General features: G+C 66.9%; 17 protein-coding genes. 7 read left to right on the forward strand and 10 right to left on the reverse strand.

Translation table 11 applies throughout. The features are described 5' to 3' along the window. Positions 1-69: 69 nt before the first annotated feature. Positions 70-975: an arginase gene (rocF, locus tag BMW35_RS02775; RefSeq protein ID WP_089667874.1), complete on the reverse strand. Its 906-nt coding sequence runs from the start codon at positions 973-975 to the stop codon at positions 70-72. A gap of 115 nt (positions 976-1,090) precedes the next feature. On the opposite strand from rocF, the gene BMW35_RS02780 reads away from it, so the two are divergent. After that, positions 1,091-1,408 (forward strand): hypothetical protein, encoded by a 318-nt coding sequence (locus tag BMW35_RS02780; RefSeq protein ID WP_089667876.1) that lies wholly within the window; start codon positions 1,091-1,093, stop codon positions 1,406-1,408. Positions 1,409-1,423: 15 nt separating this feature from the next. Here BMW35_RS02780 and BMW35_RS02785 read toward each other — a convergent pair whose 3' ends face one another. Next, complete coding sequence (locus BMW35_RS02785; protein ID WP_089667877.1) at positions 1,424-2,347, reverse strand: NAD-dependent epimerase/dehydratase family protein; 924 nt, start codon at positions 2,345-2,347, stop codon at positions 1,424-1,426. A 120-nt stretch (positions 2,348-2,467) separates the two neighbouring features. Between BMW35_RS02785 and BMW35_RS02790 the strand changes: the two genes are divergently transcribed. From BMW35_RS02790 to BMW35_RS02815, 6 genes are all read left to right on the forward strand, one after another. Beyond that, positions 2,468-3,331 (forward strand): helix-turn-helix transcriptional regulator, encoded by an 864-nt coding sequence (locus tag BMW35_RS02790; protein ID WP_245708120.1) that lies wholly within the window; start codon positions 2,468-2,470, stop codon positions 3,329-3,331. Positions 3,332-3,436: 105 nt separating this feature from the next. Further along, positions 3,437-4,621: an ABC transporter substrate-binding protein gene (locus tag BMW35_RS02795; RefSeq protein ID WP_089667879.1), complete on the forward strand. Its 1,185-nt coding sequence runs from the start codon at positions 3,437-3,439 to the stop codon at positions 4,619-4,621. A 6-nt stretch (positions 4,622-4,627) separates the two neighbouring features. Beyond that, on the forward strand, positions 4,628-5,740 hold the full coding sequence (locus BMW35_RS02800) for a FecCD family ABC transporter permease (protein ID WP_089667881.1): 1,113 nt from the start codon (positions 4,628-4,630) through the stop codon (positions 5,738-5,740). Beyond that, entirely contained in the window at positions 5,740-6,642 is a 903-nt protein-coding gene (locus BMW35_RS02805; RefSeq protein WP_089667883.1) for an ABC transporter ATP-binding protein, read from the forward strand. The genes BMW35_RS02800 and BMW35_RS02805 overlap by 1 nt, the downstream gene beginning before the upstream one ends. Positions 6,643-6,838: 196 nt before the next feature. Continuing rightward, positions 6,839-7,372, forward strand: coding sequence for an Rrf2 family transcriptional regulator (locus tag BMW35_RS02810; protein ID WP_089667885.1), 534 nt, complete (start codon positions 6,839-6,841; stop codon positions 7,370-7,372). Positions 7,373-7,417: 45 nt separating this feature from the next. After that, positions 7,418-8,587 carry an NAD(P)/FAD-dependent oxidoreductase gene (locus BMW35_RS02815; protein WP_089667887.1) on the forward strand — a complete coding sequence of 390 codons (1,170 nt, stop codon included), beginning with the start codon at positions 7,418-7,420 and terminating at the stop codon, positions 8,585-8,587. Between the two features lie 322 nt (positions 8,588-8,909). Here the strand turns inward: BMW35_RS02815 and BMW35_RS02820 are convergent, their stop codons facing one another. From BMW35_RS02820 to BMW35_RS02855, 8 genes are all read right to left on the reverse strand, one after another. Further along, the gene (locus tag BMW35_RS02820; RefSeq protein WP_089667888.1) at positions 8,910-9,236 is read right to left on the reverse strand and encodes a DUF7344 domain-containing protein; all 327 of its coding nucleotides are present in this window, start codon (positions 9,234-9,236) and stop codon (positions 8,910-8,912) included. A gap of 106 nt (positions 9,237-9,342) precedes the next feature. Further along, positions 9,343-10,164, reverse strand: a complete 822-nt coding sequence (locus tag BMW35_RS02825) for a nucleoside phosphorylase (RefSeq protein ID WP_089667889.1) — start codon at positions 10,162-10,164, stop codon at positions 9,343-9,345. Positions 10,165-10,229: 65 nt separating this feature from the next. Continuing rightward, positions 10,230-10,535: a hypothetical protein gene (locus BMW35_RS02830; protein WP_089667890.1), complete on the reverse strand. Its 306-nt coding sequence runs from the start codon at positions 10,533-10,535 to the stop codon at positions 10,230-10,232. A gap of 109 nt (positions 10,536-10,644) precedes the next feature. After that, positions 10,645-11,337, reverse strand: coding sequence for a helix-turn-helix domain-containing protein (locus BMW35_RS02835; protein ID WP_089667891.1), 693 nt, complete (start codon positions 11,335-11,337; stop codon positions 10,645-10,647). Between the two features lie 52 nt (positions 11,338-11,389). Further along, on the reverse strand, positions 11,390-11,785 hold the full coding sequence (gene cdd / locus BMW35_RS02840; protein WP_089670326.1) for a cytidine deaminase: 396 nt from the start codon (positions 11,783-11,785) through the stop codon (positions 11,390-11,392). Between the two features lie 89 nt (positions 11,786-11,874). Then, positions 11,875-12,960: an ABC transporter permease gene (locus BMW35_RS02845; protein ID WP_089670327.1), complete on the reverse strand. Its 1,086-nt coding sequence runs from the start codon at positions 12,958-12,960 to the stop codon at positions 11,875-11,877. Further along, on the reverse strand, positions 12,953-14,173 hold the full coding sequence (locus BMW35_RS02850; protein WP_089667892.1) for an ABC transporter permease: 1,221 nt from the start codon (positions 14,171-14,173) through the stop codon (positions 12,953-12,955). The genes BMW35_RS02845 and BMW35_RS02850 overlap by 8 nt, the downstream gene beginning before the upstream one ends. After that, positions 14,170-15,690, reverse strand: coding sequence for an ABC transporter ATP-binding protein (locus tag BMW35_RS02855; RefSeq protein ID WP_089667893.1), 1,521 nt, complete (start codon positions 15,688-15,690; stop codon positions 14,170-14,172). Before BMW35_RS02855 ends, BMW35_RS02850 begins: the two co-directional genes overlap by 4 nt. Between the last annotated feature and the right edge of the window lie 21 nt (positions 15,691-15,711).

Here is a 15,711-nt window from a genome sequence, read left to right on the forward strand (position 1 = left end):
AAGTGCTTTTAGCGTAGCTTTTGCCGAGTGGGGCGCGCTTCGCGCGCCCCACGCAGGGCAAAAGGTCCCTCAGAGGATGCGTTTGCCGAGCGCGCTGGCGGCGAGTTCGGCGGCGATGTCGGCGGTGCGGTTGGATTCGTCGAGGATGGGGTTGACTTCGACGAGGTCCATGCTGCGGAGGATGTCGTCGGCGCGGTCGCGTTCGGCGACGGTTTCGAGGGCGGCGTGGGCTTCGCGGTAGGTCGCGCCGCCGCGGACCGGGGTGCCGACACCGGGAGCTTCGTCGGGGTCGAGCCAGTCCACGTCGAAGGAGACGTGGATGCCGTCGACGCCGTCGGTGGCGGTGTCGAGGGCGTCGTCGACGACGGCCGTGATGCCTCGTTCGTCGATGTCCCGCATGGTGTAGGCGGTCATGTCGCTGTCGCGGATGGCGTCGCGTTCGCTCTCGTCGAGCGTGCGGAGGCCGACGTAGACGATGTTCTCCTCGCGGAGGCCGCGGGCGTTCGCCCACTCCTCGGCGGCGAAGCGGCCTTCGCCGAGCGCGGCGGCCAGCGGCATGCCGTGGACGTTCCCGCTGGGCGAGGTCTCGGGCGTGTTGTAGTCGCCGTGAGCGTCGAACCAGATGGTGCCGACGTCGGCGTCGCGGGCGGTGCCGGCGAGCGAGCCGATGGCGACGGCGTGGTCGCCACCGAGCACGAGCGGGGTGTGGCCGGAGTCGATGGCGTCCGCGACTTCGTCGGCGAGCCGGGTGCAGAGGTCCTCGATTTCGGGGAGGAACTTCGCGGATTCGTCGCCGGGGTCGCGTTCCTCGGCGCGAGGGACGAGCAGGTCGCCGGCGTCGACGGCGTCGACGTCGGCGGCAGCGAGTTCGTCGGCGAGGTCCGCGTAGCGGATGGCCGACGGTCCCATGTCGACGCCGCGTCGGTCCGCACCGTAGTCCATCGGCGCTCCGATGACGTGGACAGTTCGAGACACAACGCGGAGTACAGCGACCGGGCCTTAGATTCCACCGGTTCGGCTCGGTCGTCACACCGCTAGTGAGTCCTGTGTCGGCATCACAATTTTGTACGAAGAGCGCAGACAGGGTGGTATGTCCGCCCTCCGAGAAGTACAACACATCACGCGGGATGTCGCCGTCTGGTTCACGTGGTTCCTCCTCACCCTCAAGGTGTCGCACGGGCGAAGCTACGGGGACCTGCGGCGGCTGACCCTCGTCCAGTGGCTCGCATACGTCGCGCCGCTGCTCGCCGTCACTTCCGTCGCGACCTACGTCTACCTCAACGCGCCACCGGGGTACCGGTTCATGTTCGCGGCGGGCGGCGGTCTGGGACTGGCGACCGGTGGGACGCTGGTCGCGTCGACGCTGCTCGTCACGAAACTCGTCGACATCTCGTTCACGTACCGCTGAGAGACGGCCGGTCGGTCAGTCGTCGAGGTAGGGCTCGCAGACCAACTCGACGCCTTCCTCGAAGGCGATTGTGGGCTCCCAGCCGGTGGCGTCGTGGATGCGGCTGTAGTCGGCGCAGGTGTCGTGGACGTAGTTCTTCAGCGGAATCGGCTCGTACTCCGGTTCGACGTCGGTGCCGAGCGTCTCGTTGATGAGGTCGACCATCTCGTTGAACGAATACGCGTCACCCGTGCCGAGGTTGTACACCCCAGCGAGGTCGTGGTCGGCCGCGAGTTCGAGGCCGGCGACGATGTCCGAGACGTGCGTGAAGTCCCGGGTCTGGCTGCCGTCGCCCCAGAGGACGGGCGATTCACCGTTCGCAATCTGTTCGGTGAACTGGGAGACGGTGTTGGCGTACTCGCCTTTGTGGCCCTCGCTGCCGCCGTAACCCTGGTAGACGGAGAAAAAGCGCATCCCAGCACACGTGAGGTCGTCGTAGAAGTCGTTGTAGTACTCGCCGTAGCGCTCGCGGCCGAGCATCGACGCGTCGTACCCCGTCGAGGCTTCCATGTCCGTGTCCTCGGGCGTGGGCTCGGTGCGGCTGCCGTACGCCGACGACGTGGAGGCGTAGACGACCGTGTCGCAGCCGTCGGCGTGCGCTTGCTCGACGACGTTCACGAATCCCTCGACGTTCACCCGGGCACCCCGCCGGGGGTTCTCTTCGAGCATCTGCCGGCTGGAGAGCGCGGCGAGGTGGTAGACGACGTCGACGTCCGTCGGCAGGTCGTCGTCGAGCACGTCGCCCTCGACGAACTCGACGTCGTCGTCGAGGTTCTCCGGTGTGCCGAGATAGCAGTCGTCCAGCGCCACGACGTCGTTGCCTTCGCTGGCGAGGTGGTTCGCGAGGTTCGAGCCGATGAATCCAGCACCACCAGTGACCAGCACGCGGTTGTCGTTCATACTGGTTGGTGGTGTGGTCGATGGCAAAACGATACTGATGCCGAGCGCGTTCGCGGCGGACCGTCGTGGAGCGCGGAGTGGAAAGTAGTTTAGGCAGGCCTAAACTACTGCGGGTGACGGATGACAGTCGAGAACCCAGGGCAACAGACGAGAGGCAGAGAGCGCGACCAGTTCCCCGAGCAAGCAGTGGAGTCCGTCGCGTTCCTCGCCCGCTCGGAGCATCGGCTGCGCGTCCTCGATTTGCTGTCCGACGGCGCTCGCTCCCGGGACGAGATTCTCGACCGAACGGATGCGACACGAGTGACGTTGAGCCGCATTCTGGGGGACCTCGAAGACCGGGGGTTCGCTCGGCGAACGAGTGTCGACCGCGCGTACGAACTGACGACCTTCGGAGAGCTGGTCCACCGCGACTTCACGGAGTTACTGGGGACGATGTCGGTCGGGAAGGCGTACCCCGACCTGGTGTCGCGGCTGCCGACTGACTGGTTCGACTTCGACCTCCAGTGTCTCGTCGACGGCGAACACGTTCACGGCGAGAGTGCGGACCCGCTGGCGGCCGCTCGCGTCGTCGCGAACGCACTCAGTGATGCACGCTCGTGTGAGTCACTTGTCGGGACGTTCACGTCTCTGCCGATGTACGCGCACGAACAGGAACTCGAACAGGGCACCGATTCGGAGGTCCGGGTCGTATTCGACTCGGCTGTCACAGCGACGATGCTCCGTGATCCGTCGCTGCGCGCCAGGTGGCAGCACATCGAATCCGTTACCGAGTCCACGGTCTACTACAGTCTCGACGAACAGATTCCGTGTACGGTCGACCGCATCGACGAGACGGTGTTTCTGACGGTCGACAGAGACCAGCGGGATGGCTTCGACATCATCTCGTGTACCCATCCAGACGTGCTAGCGTGGGCAGACCGTGTCGTCGGTGAGTACCGCAGTCGTGCGGTACCGCTCAGCGAGCGCGCGGACGGCGTGGAGTGATGGCGTGTACACGCTGTGTTGTCTAATTGCGTCGTGAACACTGTTCGGCCCGTGTCGGTTCGAACAGCGAGAATCACTAAGTTGTTTTAGGTATGCCTAAAACACATGCCACGAAGGCGCCAGCTACTCGCAGGCACCGCTAGTCTCATCGCAACCAGTCTCGCCGGCTGTAGCGGTACCAGCGGCGAATCTCAGAGTACGCCAGAGTCGACTACCAAGTCCCCGGAGACGAGCACCGGCGACGAAGCCACAGACGGCTCGACTCCGTACACAGTCGAGGTGAAGCCGAACGACCCGTACACGTTCGAGTCGGTCCCGGAGACGTACGCAGCGATTCCCAGTGTCTGGATGGACATCGGGATGGCACTCGGGATTCAGCCGTCGGCAACTGCGAGTCTCAAGCGCGCGCCCCTGAAGTACTACGACCAGCTTCCGGACGTCTCCTTCGACGCGGACGCCGTCACGAAACTGGCGTCCGACTCGGAGTCCGGCTACGACAAAGAGAACTTCTACGCTGCCGACTGCGACGTACACCTCATCGACCCGCAGATGCTGAAGTTCTACGCCAACTGGAACGACGCCGACATCGAGGAGATCGAGAACGGCGCGGGACCGTTCCTAGGGTCGAGTATCCGGTTCGCCTCCTCGTCGGTGACCGACAACGGCCCCTACTACGACCTCTACGGCGCGTTCGAGAAGGCCGCAAAAATCTTCCAACGGCAGGAGCGCTTCGACGCCTGGCAGTCCTTCCACGACGAGTTCATGCAGACGATTCGCGACGGACTCCCGCCGGAAGGAGACCGACCGTCGGTCGCCGCAATCTGGCGCGGTGTCCGTCCCGACTCGGGACAGTTCCGTATCGCGCCACTCGACCCGCTCCAGAACAACACCCTGACCTACCGACGGCTCGGCATGAGAGACGCGTTCGAAGACGACGTTCCCGACGGCCCCATCGGGTACGAAGAACTGCTTCGCGTCGACCCGGACTACATCGGTGCCGTCGGCGGCCTCACGTCCCTGACGCGCGAGGAGTTCGTGAGTACCGTGGTCGAACCCTTCGAGGGCAACGAGAACGGACAGAGCTTGACTGCCGTCCAGAACCGGAATCTCGTCCGGACGGGTGGACAGTTCATGGGCCCGATTGTCGACCTGTTCTCCACGGAGGCCCTCGCGAAGATGGTGTACCCCGACTCGTTCGGCGAGTGGCCCGGGTCGGTCGGAGCCGTCCCCGAAGGCGAGCGGCTCTTCGACCGGCAGCGGCTCTCGGACATCATCAACGGGACTCTCTGAACACCGATGGCGAAGCTACTCGACGGACTCGCGACGCGCCACAGCGCGTGGGGCGACTGGTACGAGAACTCGAAGCTCGCCGTCGTCGCGCTCGGGAGCCTCGCGGTTCTCGTCGGTGCGGCGCTCCTGCAGGTGAGCTTCGGTGCGTTCCCGCTGACGCTCGGCGAGGCCTGGCACACGGTGTTCGACACCGAGGTGCTGTTGAGTCCAGACGTGTGGCGTGCGTTCCTCCTCGGTGACGACATTCCGGGGTGGCTCTCGCGCCGGCAGCTCATCGTCTGGAACATCCGCCTGCCGCGCGTCCTCGTCGGCGTCCTCGTCGGTGCGAACCTCGCAGTGTCGGGCGCAATCTTCCAGATCATCACCAGAAACGAACTCGCGAGCCCGTACATCCTCGGAGTGAGCGACGGAGCCGGCCTCGTCGTCCTCCTCACGCTCACGATGTTCTCCGGGCTCATGCCCGTGATGCCGGTGCTCGCGGCGCTCGGGGGCGGAGCCGCGTTCCTGCTCGTCTACGCCATCGCGTGGAAGAACGGGACGAGTCCGGTCCGACTCGTCCTCGCCGGCGTCGTGGTCGGAACCGTCTTCAGCTCGGTCCAGCGGGCGCTGTTCTTCTTCATCGACAACCTCGGTGTCGTCATGTCCGCCCAGACCTGGCTCTCCGGGTCGCTGCTGGGGACGGACTGGGCACAGGTCCGGCTCGCGTTGCCGTTCACTCTGCTCGCGATGGTGCTGGCGTTCGTCGTGACACGAGAACTCGACGTGCTGCTGCTCGGAGAGGAAACGGCGGAGTCGCTCGGAATGCCCGTAGAGACAGTCCGGTTCGCCGTCGCCGGCATCGCCATTCTCTCGACAGCCGCCGCGATAGCCGTTGCGGGCCTCGTCGGGTTCGTCGGACTGATTGTCCCGCACATGGTGCGAAACATCGTCGGTAGTGACTCCCGCCGGCTCTTGGTCGGCTGCCTGTTCCTCGGACCCGCGCTCTTGGTCGGTGCGGACGTCGGCGCACGCCTCGCGCTCAGCCCAGTCCAGTTACCGGTCGGGATTATCACCGGTCTCGTCGGTGGCCCGTACTTCCTCTACCTGATGCGGAAAAAAGAGAACCTCGGTGCGGTGTAATGACCAGCGAGAACCCAACACACTCGAAACGAGACCGGAAGTCCGGCGGAGCCAAGTCAGAGGAGCCCACGTCCGACGCGACGGCCGACGCGGAGTCGGCTGTGGGACTGCGCGGGACGGACCTCGTCGTCGGCTATCCGGGGATGGAGACGCCGGTCATCGACGGTGAATCCATCGCGGTCCCGCCAGACGGCGTGACCGCACTCATCGGCCCGAACGGCAGCGGAAAGAGCACTCTACTCAAGGGGCTCGCGAACAAGCTGGACCCGAGCGACGGAACGGTCGTCCTCGATGGAGACGCCATCGACACGATGGGCACGAAAGCACTCGCCCGGAAGCTCGGGTTGCTCTCGCAGGAGCACGCCACACCGGAGGGAATCTCGGTCGCCGACCTCGTCGAACGCGGCCGGTATCCGCACTGTGGCTTCTTCGAGTCGCTGACAGACGAGGACCGGCGGGCGGTCGACAGAGCCATCCAGATGGCTGGAATCGACCACCTCCGGGAACGCGACGTCGGGAGTCTCAGCGGCGGCCAGAAACAGCTGGTGTGGATTGCGATGGCGCTCGCTCAGGAGACGGACGTGTTGCTCCTCGACGAGCCCACGACGTTCCTCGACCCCCACCACCAACTGGAAGTGATGCAGGTCGTGGAGACGCTGCGTGACGAGAGCGACACGACGGTCGTTCTCGTCCTCCACGACATCGGGCAAGCCGCGCGGTACGCGGACCACGTCGTCGCGCTGAAAGACGGGTCGGTGTACGCTCGGGGCGCGCCCGAGTCGACGATCACGACACAGCTGCTGGCGGACGTCTTCGACATCGAGGCCGCAGTCCTGGACACGGACCACGGCCTTCAGGTCGTCCCAGTCGACCCGCTGCACGACGACGACCGGTCGGCGTGACCTGTCGTTCGGCTGCGACCACTCGGCCGGTTCCGCTGCGGTCGCTGTCCGGCGACCGGTAGCGACACTCGAAGGCGACGTTCGCGGGTGACCGGCCGGATTCCCGGACTGATTCGCCCGCGACAACGCACCGCGAGTGGAAGACAGTTCCCGCCCCATCGGGGGTTTGAAGTGCGTCTCGCGCGAAATCGGCTCCATGTCATCGATAGAACTGACCTCCAGCCAGAAGACCGTCCTCCGGGCGCTCGTAGACCGGTACACGCAGGAGGAGACGGCTGTGAAAGGCGAAGCCATCGCCGAGGAGGTCGACCGCAACCCCGGAACCATCCGGAACCAGATGCAGAGCCTGAAAGCCCTCCAGCTAGTGGAGGGCGTCCCCGGCCCGAAGGGTGGATACAAGCCCACCGTCGACGCCTACGAGGCACTCGACATCCAGCAACTCGACAGCGCTGCCGAGGTCCCGGTCACGCACGACGGCGAGGACGCTACCGAGGTGAACGTCAAGGAGATCAATCTGACGAGCGTCCACCACCCCGAACTCTGCCGGGCCGAAGTCCACCTCCGCGGGTCGGTGCGGGGCTTCCACGAGGGCGACTCGGTTGTGGTCGGGCCGACCCCGCTGTCGAAGCTCAGGGTCGAGGGGACAGTCGACGGGAAAGACGACTCGAAGGGTATCCTCATTCTGAAGATCGACTCGATGGAGGCACCGGCCGGCGAGCCCGCGCACTGAGCCGCTATCGCAGCCTTTGTATCATCGGCAGTCCGATTTCTCTCTATGACAACGAGAGTCGTCGTTCTCGGTGCAGGGTACGCCGGTGCAGGCGCGGTCTCGAAACTCGAGGACGAACTCGGTAGCGACGCCGAACTCGTCTGGGTGTCCGAGACCGACTACCACCTCGTGCTCCACGAGGCCCACCGCATCATCCGGGACCCCGGCGTCCGGGAGAAGGTCACGATTCCCGTCGAGGACATCAAGTCCCGGAGCACGGAGTTCGTCCACGACAGCGTCGTCGACATCGACACCGACGAGCGCGTCGTGGAACTCGACGAGAGCGACGCCATCGACTACGACTACCTGGTCGTCGGCATCGGCTCCGAGACGGCGACCTACGGCATCGACGGGATGGGCGAACACCCGCTCACGCTGAAGAGCCTCGACGACGCCCTCGAAATCCACGAGCAGGTGCGGGAGGCGGCCCGCGAGGCGACCCGCGAGGACCGCGCGCAGATTGTCGTCGGCGGTGCCGGGCTGTCCGGCATCCAGAGCGCGGGCGAGATTGCGGAGTTCCGCGACCGCCACAACGCCCCCATCGACGTAACGCTCGTCGAGGCGCTGCCCGAGATTTTCCCGCCGGGCGACAGCGAAATCCAGGGCGCGCTCCGTCACCGCCTGGAGAACGCTGGCGTGGACATCCTCACGGACGACCCCATCACGGCGGCGACCGAGGACAGCCTGGAGTTCGACGAGCGGGACAGCATCGACTACGACGTGTTCCTCTGGACCGGCGGCGTCACCGGACCGAGCGAACTCGGCGAGGTCGATCTGGACGCGGAGCACAACCGACTGCAGGCGGAGTCGACGCTCCAGACCGAGGACGAGCGCGTGTTCGCCATCGGTGACTGTTCGATGGTCTCGCAGGGCGACGACGAGGTCGCGCCGCCGACCGCGCAGGCCGCCTGGCAGGCCGCCGACGTCGCCGCCGAGAACGTCGTGCGCGCCAGCCAGGGTCGCCCGCTGCAGACGTGGACGTACGAGGACCAGGGAACGCTGGTGTCCATCGGCGAGACGGCCATCGCCCACGAGGTCGAGATGAACGGAATCTCCGCGCCGGTTCGGACGTTCAACAGCCTGCCGGCGAAGGTCCTGAAGAAGGGCGCGGCGGCGCGCTGGATCGCGAAGATCACCGACTGGAAGCGCGCGATGAAGGCCTGGGACGCCCTGTAACGCGGCAGTACTCGGGCCGCTGCTGTTTCTGTCTGTCAGTCGTAGGTCTGGTAGCCGCCGGCATCGACGACTTCGCCGACGAACGCCTGTCAGTCGAATCGCTTGCCGCGTTCGCAGACGGCACCGTGAGAGAGCAGTCGACCGCCAGCGGAAGCGCGCTCGCGAACTTAGTGGCGTCTCGTTGAAGCGACGGCGGCCGCCACGACGATTGTGCGTGGCTAGGTGACACGAGTCCTGCGAGGCCCGGACGGGCACCAGTCGACGGGCGAGGCTGTGGGTGAGTTGCGATACGACCGGGAAGTTTTCCGGCCGCGTCGGTCGCTCACGCGCTCAGCAGCGATTCGAGGGTCTCTCGGGCGCACTGGAGGGACTGGGCGGCACCGTCGCGGATGCCGACGATGTCGGCGTCCTGCTCGTAGCGGACGAGCGATGCGTCCTGCAGTACGGGGAGGTGGGTGTGGTACAGGGAGAAGTACACTCTGCTGACGCGCTCGGCGTCGTGGTCGCTGGCGTTCGTTCCCGTCTCTCGTTCGAGGACGAGTTCTGCGAGGTCGGCGAGCGCGATCGACTGGTGGGTCCGGACGCAGTCGAGGGCGTGTCGCCGCCGCGGGTGCTGGAGGGCTCGGAAGGTGCCTTCGACGTCGCACATGACAGTCCGGAAACTAACTTCGCGAACTAAAGCCGTTTCGCGTAAGGCCGGCTTACCGACGGAGTAGCCGGGGCCATCCAGCCGCGCGGTGCGGGTGCGACCCTGGTCAGTCCAGGCTGAGGCCGGCGTGCCACTTGTCGACGCCGGCGTCGGCTTTCACCTGGTCCATCTTCGCGAGCAGGTGGACTGCGAGGCTCGCCGTCTCGGCGGCGACGGACTCGCCCTCGGTGCGGAACTCGCCGGTCTCGCGGTTCGCGAACACCGAGCAGACCGCGCCCGCGCGCAGCCCGTAGACGTTCGCGAGCGTGAGGATGGCGGCGGCCTCCATCTCGATGTTCTTCACGTTCGCGTCCCGGAGTTCGTCGAGCATCGTCTCCGCGCCCGGTGCGCGGAACCCCTCGAAGCCGTCGCGGCCCTGGCCGGCGTAGAAGGAGTCAGAGCTCATCGTGAGGCCGACGTGGTAGTCGTGGCCGAGGCGTTCGGCGGCCGCGACGAGCGCGGCGACGACCTCGTGGTCCGCGACCGCGGGGTAGTCCTCGCGGACGTACTCGTCGCTGGTCCCCTCCTGCCGGACGGCACCGCGGGTGATGACAAGGTCGCCGGGGTCCATCTCCGGCTGGAGTGCGCCACACGACCCGACGCGGATGAAGGTGTCCGCGCCGACGCGCGCGAGCTCCTCGACGGCGATGGCCGCCGACGGCGACCCGATGCCCGTCGACGTGACGGAGATTGGCGTCCCGTCGTAGGTGCCGGTCGCGGTGCGGTACTCGCGGTGGTAGGCGCGCTCCTCGTGGTCGTCCCACAGCGGCGTAATCTTGTCGAGGCGTTCGGGATTGCCCGGCAGGAGCACGGCGTCGGCGACGTCGCCCTCGGAGACTTCGATGTGGTACTGGACCTCGTCGTTCGGGTCCTCGCTGGTTCCCGGCATGGCCCTGCGTTCGGGATGCCCGAACAAAATGCCTTGTCGTTCGTCCGTCCCGGAGTCCACCGGCGCTACGGCCAGTCGCCCGGGAACTCCGAGGCGTTCGATTCGAGGACGCGCATCACTGCCGCGACCTCGCCGAAGTCGTCGCCCCGGTACGCGAGCTGCGAGTCGTAGGTCGTCTCGACGTACCCGTGTTGTTCGAGCTTCGGGAGGTGGACGTGGTGGACGTTGGGCGGCACGTCGTCGCTGTCAACGTCCGTGACTCGGACTCCGACCGACGGCGCGGCGTCGTGGAGGCGCGCCAGCAGTCGCCGCCGGTACCGGTCGCCGAGCGCGTCGAGCGCGCGATCGAGCGCGTCGTCTCCGTCACCCATCTCGTCGTCCTCCGGTGCTCTCCCGCAGTGTCCGGCACTCTCCGTCTCCGCGATCGCTCCCTGTCACGCCGTCGATACGTGGACGGCGTCGGTGGTTCTGTGGTGTGGCTTACTGGGAAGGGTCTTGAAGTCGCGGCGTCCCGGGGCGGACCGCGTCGGCGACCACTTTCTCGACGGCGACGCGGAGGTGTCGGGAGAGCGTCTGCGGGGTGACGCCGAACTCCTCGGCGAGCGCCTCCAGCGTGACTTCGCTGGGCGTCTCGTAGTAGCCGCGTTCGTGGGCGAGTTCGAGGGCGGCGCGCTGGCGCTCCGTCAGGTCGTGGCTGTCGGCCGGACCGCTCTCCGCCGCGTACAGCCGGTGGACGTCGGCGCGACGGCCGACCGCTTCGGCGGCGTCGAGGAAGGCGTTGAGGGCGTCGCGGTCGGGGAACCGAGCGCGGACGTGGAGGCCCTCGGCGTCCCGCGTCGCGTCGATGTGGGTCGCGTCGTGGGCGCGCAGCGTGGGCACCAGTAACGGCTGCTCGGGAGGGAACGAGACTGTCTTGACCCGGAAGAGGGTTCGGTCGTTGAGGCTGCAGACCTGTCGAGTGCATCGGACTGTGGGGTCCGCGTCGAGCGCGGCCTCGAAGTCGGGTGCGGGACAGCCGGTCAGCCACCAGAAGCTGACGTAGTAGGTGCCACCGGAGTCGTCGGTGAGGTCGTGTGCGGCTTCGAGTGTCCAGACCGCGTCCGGTTCGCGGTCGAAGGCGTCCTCGAAGAAGATGATGGGGACCGAGAGAGTAACCTCCGAGATGAGGCTCATGGAGCCTTCTCGGTCCCACTGCCGATATAGTTGTCGTATTGATACTTCTGCCTTACTTCCCCAGCGTGGCCGGTGAGATGGTGTCCGGAATGAGTTCGCCGACGGTGTACCGCACGAAGTCGTCGCCGTCGTCACAGAGCACGGGGACGTCGTCGTCACAGAACTCCGCGAGCGTCTGCCGACACATCCCGCAGGGCGTCACGGCGTCCCGCTCGCTGGACGTGACGACGAGCTTCGCGAACTCGTCGTGCCCCGCGGACACCGCCTTCCCGACGGCCACTTCCTCCGCGTGGAGGCTGTTCGAGTAGTTCGCGTTCTCGATGTTGCAGCCCGTGAACACGTCGCCGTCGGCGGTCAGCAGTGCTGCGCCGACCTCGTACTCGGAGTACGGCACGTAGGCGTTCTCGGTCGCGTCTCGGGCGGCGGCGAGCAACTCGGAATCGTCCATACTGTCCCGGAGTCGGACGACCGACAAGAGTCCCCCGCTCCAGAGAGCGCAGAATCGAACGCAGCGTCCGTCGAAACTCCCGGAGGCAGTCAGCGGTCTTCGCCGGACTCGTAGTACTCACCGGCCGCGTCCGGAATCCGAGTCCGGCCGACGAGCACGAGCACGACGACGACAGTCGCGTACGGGATGAGCTGAATCAACTGCGAGGGGATTTCGTAGGGCGTGAACTGCTGGATGCCGATCTGGAGGGACTCCAGCCCGGAGAACAGTATCGCCGCGCCGAACGTCCCGAGTGGATTGTAGTTCCCGAACAGGTAGGTGGCGATGGCGATGAAGCCCTTGCCGTCGATCATCGTCGTGCCGTTCCCGACGAACGACCCGACGTGGCCGATGGACAGCGCAGCGCCACCCATGCCCGCGAGCAGGCCCGAGATGAGGACGCTCGCGTAGCGAACGCGGTGGACGTTCACGCCCGCAGTGTCGAGGGCGTCGGGGTTCTCGCCGGACGCTTCGACCCACCGGCCGAACGCGGTGTGGTTGAGGACGTACCACGACACGGCGACCGCGGCGAACATCAGGTAGACGATGGGGTTCGCGCGCAGCAACACCTGTCCGACGTACTCCAGAATCCGGACGCCCGAGTTCACGAACGCGTCGTGAAGGACGGGGACCGTCCACTCGCCGAAGCGGCTGATGGACGCCGTGTTCTTGTTGCCGAACACGACCGACGACGCGAACGGCGCGAGGCCCAGTGCCACCAGCCACACCGCGAGTCCGGCGATAATCTGGTCGGCCTCGTACTCGATGCAGACCACGGCGAACAGCCCGGCGAGCAGCACGCTCGCGAGTACGCCGCCTGCGAACCCGGTCCACAGCGCGGTGCCGCTGCTCCCGCCGAGCCCCCACGCGACGAGGACGGCGGTGAACGAGGAGATGATGAGCAGCCCCTCGAGGCCGATGTTGATGACGCCGGACTTCTCGGCGAAGATGCCGCCGAGCGCCGCGAGCGTGATGGGGACCGCGAGCCGGAGCGCGATTTCGGCCATGATGGGCCGGGACGCGATGTCGACGAGTTCGCCCGCGACGCTGTCGGGGAACAGCACGCCGAACACGGCGACGGCCGCGGCGAGCACGCCGAGAGCGGCCACAATCGTCGACCGCTCGGGCTTACGCATCCACGTCACCTCCGACACCGACGCGGTCACCGAGCATTCTGAAGAACTCCGGCATCGCCACGAACAGGATGATGAGCCCGCGGAGGACGTCCACGAGTGCGGGCGGGACGTCCGTCCCGAACCCGATGGCCGCGGACCCGCTCTTGAGCACGCCGAACAGGAGCGCGGCGAACCCGACACCGAGCGGATTGTTGCCCGCGAGAATCGAGACGGTGATGCCGTCGAACCCGAGTTGCGGGAGGTTCGCGAGCCACCGCCCCTGGACCATCATCACGAGAATCGCGCCGCCGATGCCGCCGAGCGCCCCGGAGATACCCATGCTCGCGACCATCGTGCGCTTCTCGTCGACGCCGCCGTAGGCGGCGGCCTCCGGCTGCTCGCCGCTGGTCCGCAGGTCGTACCCGAACGCGGTGCGCGCGAGCAGGTACGCGATGCCGACGACGAGCGCGACCGCGAACAGCAGTCCGAGGAGGCTGAAGTTGTTCCGCGGGTCGAACCCGAACGGGAGGTTCGGAATCTGTGCGGCCGCGGGGATGGTCGCGGTCTGGACGAGCGAGCTGTCCGCGGGCGTGAACCACGTCGAGACGACGACGTAGGCGAGGTTCGCGGCGACGAAGTTCAGCATGATGGTGGTGATGACTTCGTTGGCGTCCGCGTACGCCTTCAGCGCGCCCGGGAGCGCCCCCCAGAGACCGCCGGCGAGCGCGCCAGCGGCGAGGCCGACCGGCACCAGCACGACAGCACCGATGAGGCCGGCGGGCACGACCTTGCCGACGTAGACGGTGGCGAGCGCAGCGCCGAGCGCCCCGAGCACCATCTGTCCCTGCACACCGATGTTGAACATGCCGGCGCGGAACGACACCGCGACGGCGAGCCCGGTGAACACGAGCAGCGTCGTCGACTGGAGCGTGGACGCGACGCGGAAGTCGAACGGCGACCACGTGCCGGTGCCGAGGAGGACCCGCTCGGGGTGGCCGATAGCGCCGAGGAACAGTTCGCTGTAGACCGCGAACGGGTCGTAACACGACGGCGTCTGCACGCCGAGGATAGCGACCTTCTGCGTGCAGGACGCCGCCAGACCAGCGAGCGCGACGATGACGAACCCGACCGCGACGGCGAGCACGAGCGCCGCGACGCTGATGACGAGCCGTTCTTTCACCGACGCGTCGACGAGCCGAGCGAGCGCACTCCGCCACCGTGCGTCCTCGCTCATCGTTCCTCCGGCCGCTGCCCGGCCATCAGGAGTCCGAGTTCCTCTTCGGTCACGTCGTCGGGATCTACTTCGTCCATGAATGTGCCCTCGTACATCACCGCGAGCCGGTCCGAGAGGCTCGTCACCTCGTCGAGTTTCGACGACACCAGCAGCACCGCCGCGCCGTCGTCGCGGAGTTCCAGGAGTCGCTCGCGGATGAACTCCGTCGACCCGATGTCGACGCCGCGGGTCGGGTGGGTGACGACGACGAGGTCGGGGTCGCGTTCGAACTCGCGGCCCACGATGAACTTCTGCTGGTTGCCGCCGGACAGCGACGCGGCGTTGGCGTCCGCGTTGCCCGGCCGCACGTCGTAGGTGTCCACGATGTCGGTGGCGTGCTCGCGGGAGCGCTGCCAGTCGATGCGGCCGCCCTCCGCGAACTCGGGGTCGTGCTGGCTGCCGAGGATGCCGTTGGCGACGAGGTCGAAGTCCATCACGAGCCCACGCTCGTGGCGGTCCTCGGGGACGTACGCCATCCCCGCTTCGATGTGGCGGCGACGCGACGCACGGGTCACGTCCTCGCCGTCGAAGGTCACCGCGCCGTCGTCGGGGATGCGGAGCCCCGTAATCGCCTCAACGAGTTCGGCCTGTCCGTTGCCGTCCACGCCGGCGATGCCGTACACTTCGCCCGACCGAATCGTCATCGACACGTCGGCGACGCGGTCGATGCCATCATCGTCGGTCACTGTCAGGTCGGCCACGTCGAGGACCGGGTCGCCGGGCGTTCCGGCGTCGGCGTCGACGTCCAGGAGGACTTCGCGTCCGACCATCAGTTCCGCGAGTTCCTCGCGGGTCGCGTCAGCCGCGGGCAGCGAGCCGACGTTCTTGCCGTCCCGGAGGACGGTCACGTCGTCGGCAGCGTGCAGCGCCTCGCCGAGCTTGTGCGTGATGAAGATGATGGTCTTCCCCTCGGCGGTGAGTTCGCCGAGGACGTCGAAGAGGTCCTCTACCTCCTGTGGAGTGAGGACTGCGGTCGGTTCGTCGAGGATGAGGACGTCGGCACCCCGGTACAGCGCCTTCAGAATCTCGACGCGCTGCTGGACGCCGACGCTCACGTCCTCGATGCGCGCGTCCGGGTCCACGTCGAAGCCGTACCGGTCACAGAGGTCCTCGACGGCGTCCCGGGCGGCGTCCCGGTCCACGCGCAGCCCGCCCCACTTCCGGGGTTCGTTGCCGAGGACGACGTTCTCGGCGACAGTCATCGGGTCCACGAGCATGAAGTGCTGGTGAATCATCCCGATGCCCGCGTCGATCGCGTCCCGCGGCGAGTCGAAGTCCTGGTCGACACCGCCCACGGAGACGGTGCCCTCGTCCGGCTCGTAGAGGCCGTAGAGGACGTTCATCAGCGTCGTCTTGCCAGCGCCGTTCTCGCCGAGCAACGCGTGGACGGTGCCCTCCTCGACGGTCAGCGTAACGTCGTCGTTGGCCACAACGCCGGGAAATCGCTTCGTGATTCCCGACAGGGAAATCGAAGTCATCAGTTCGGTCGGTGGTCGATA

It is taken from the genome of Halobacterium jilantaiense (assembly GCF_900110535.1).
GTDB lineage: Archaea > Halobacteriota > Halobacteria > Halobacteriales > Halobacteriaceae > Halobacterium > Halobacterium jilantaiense.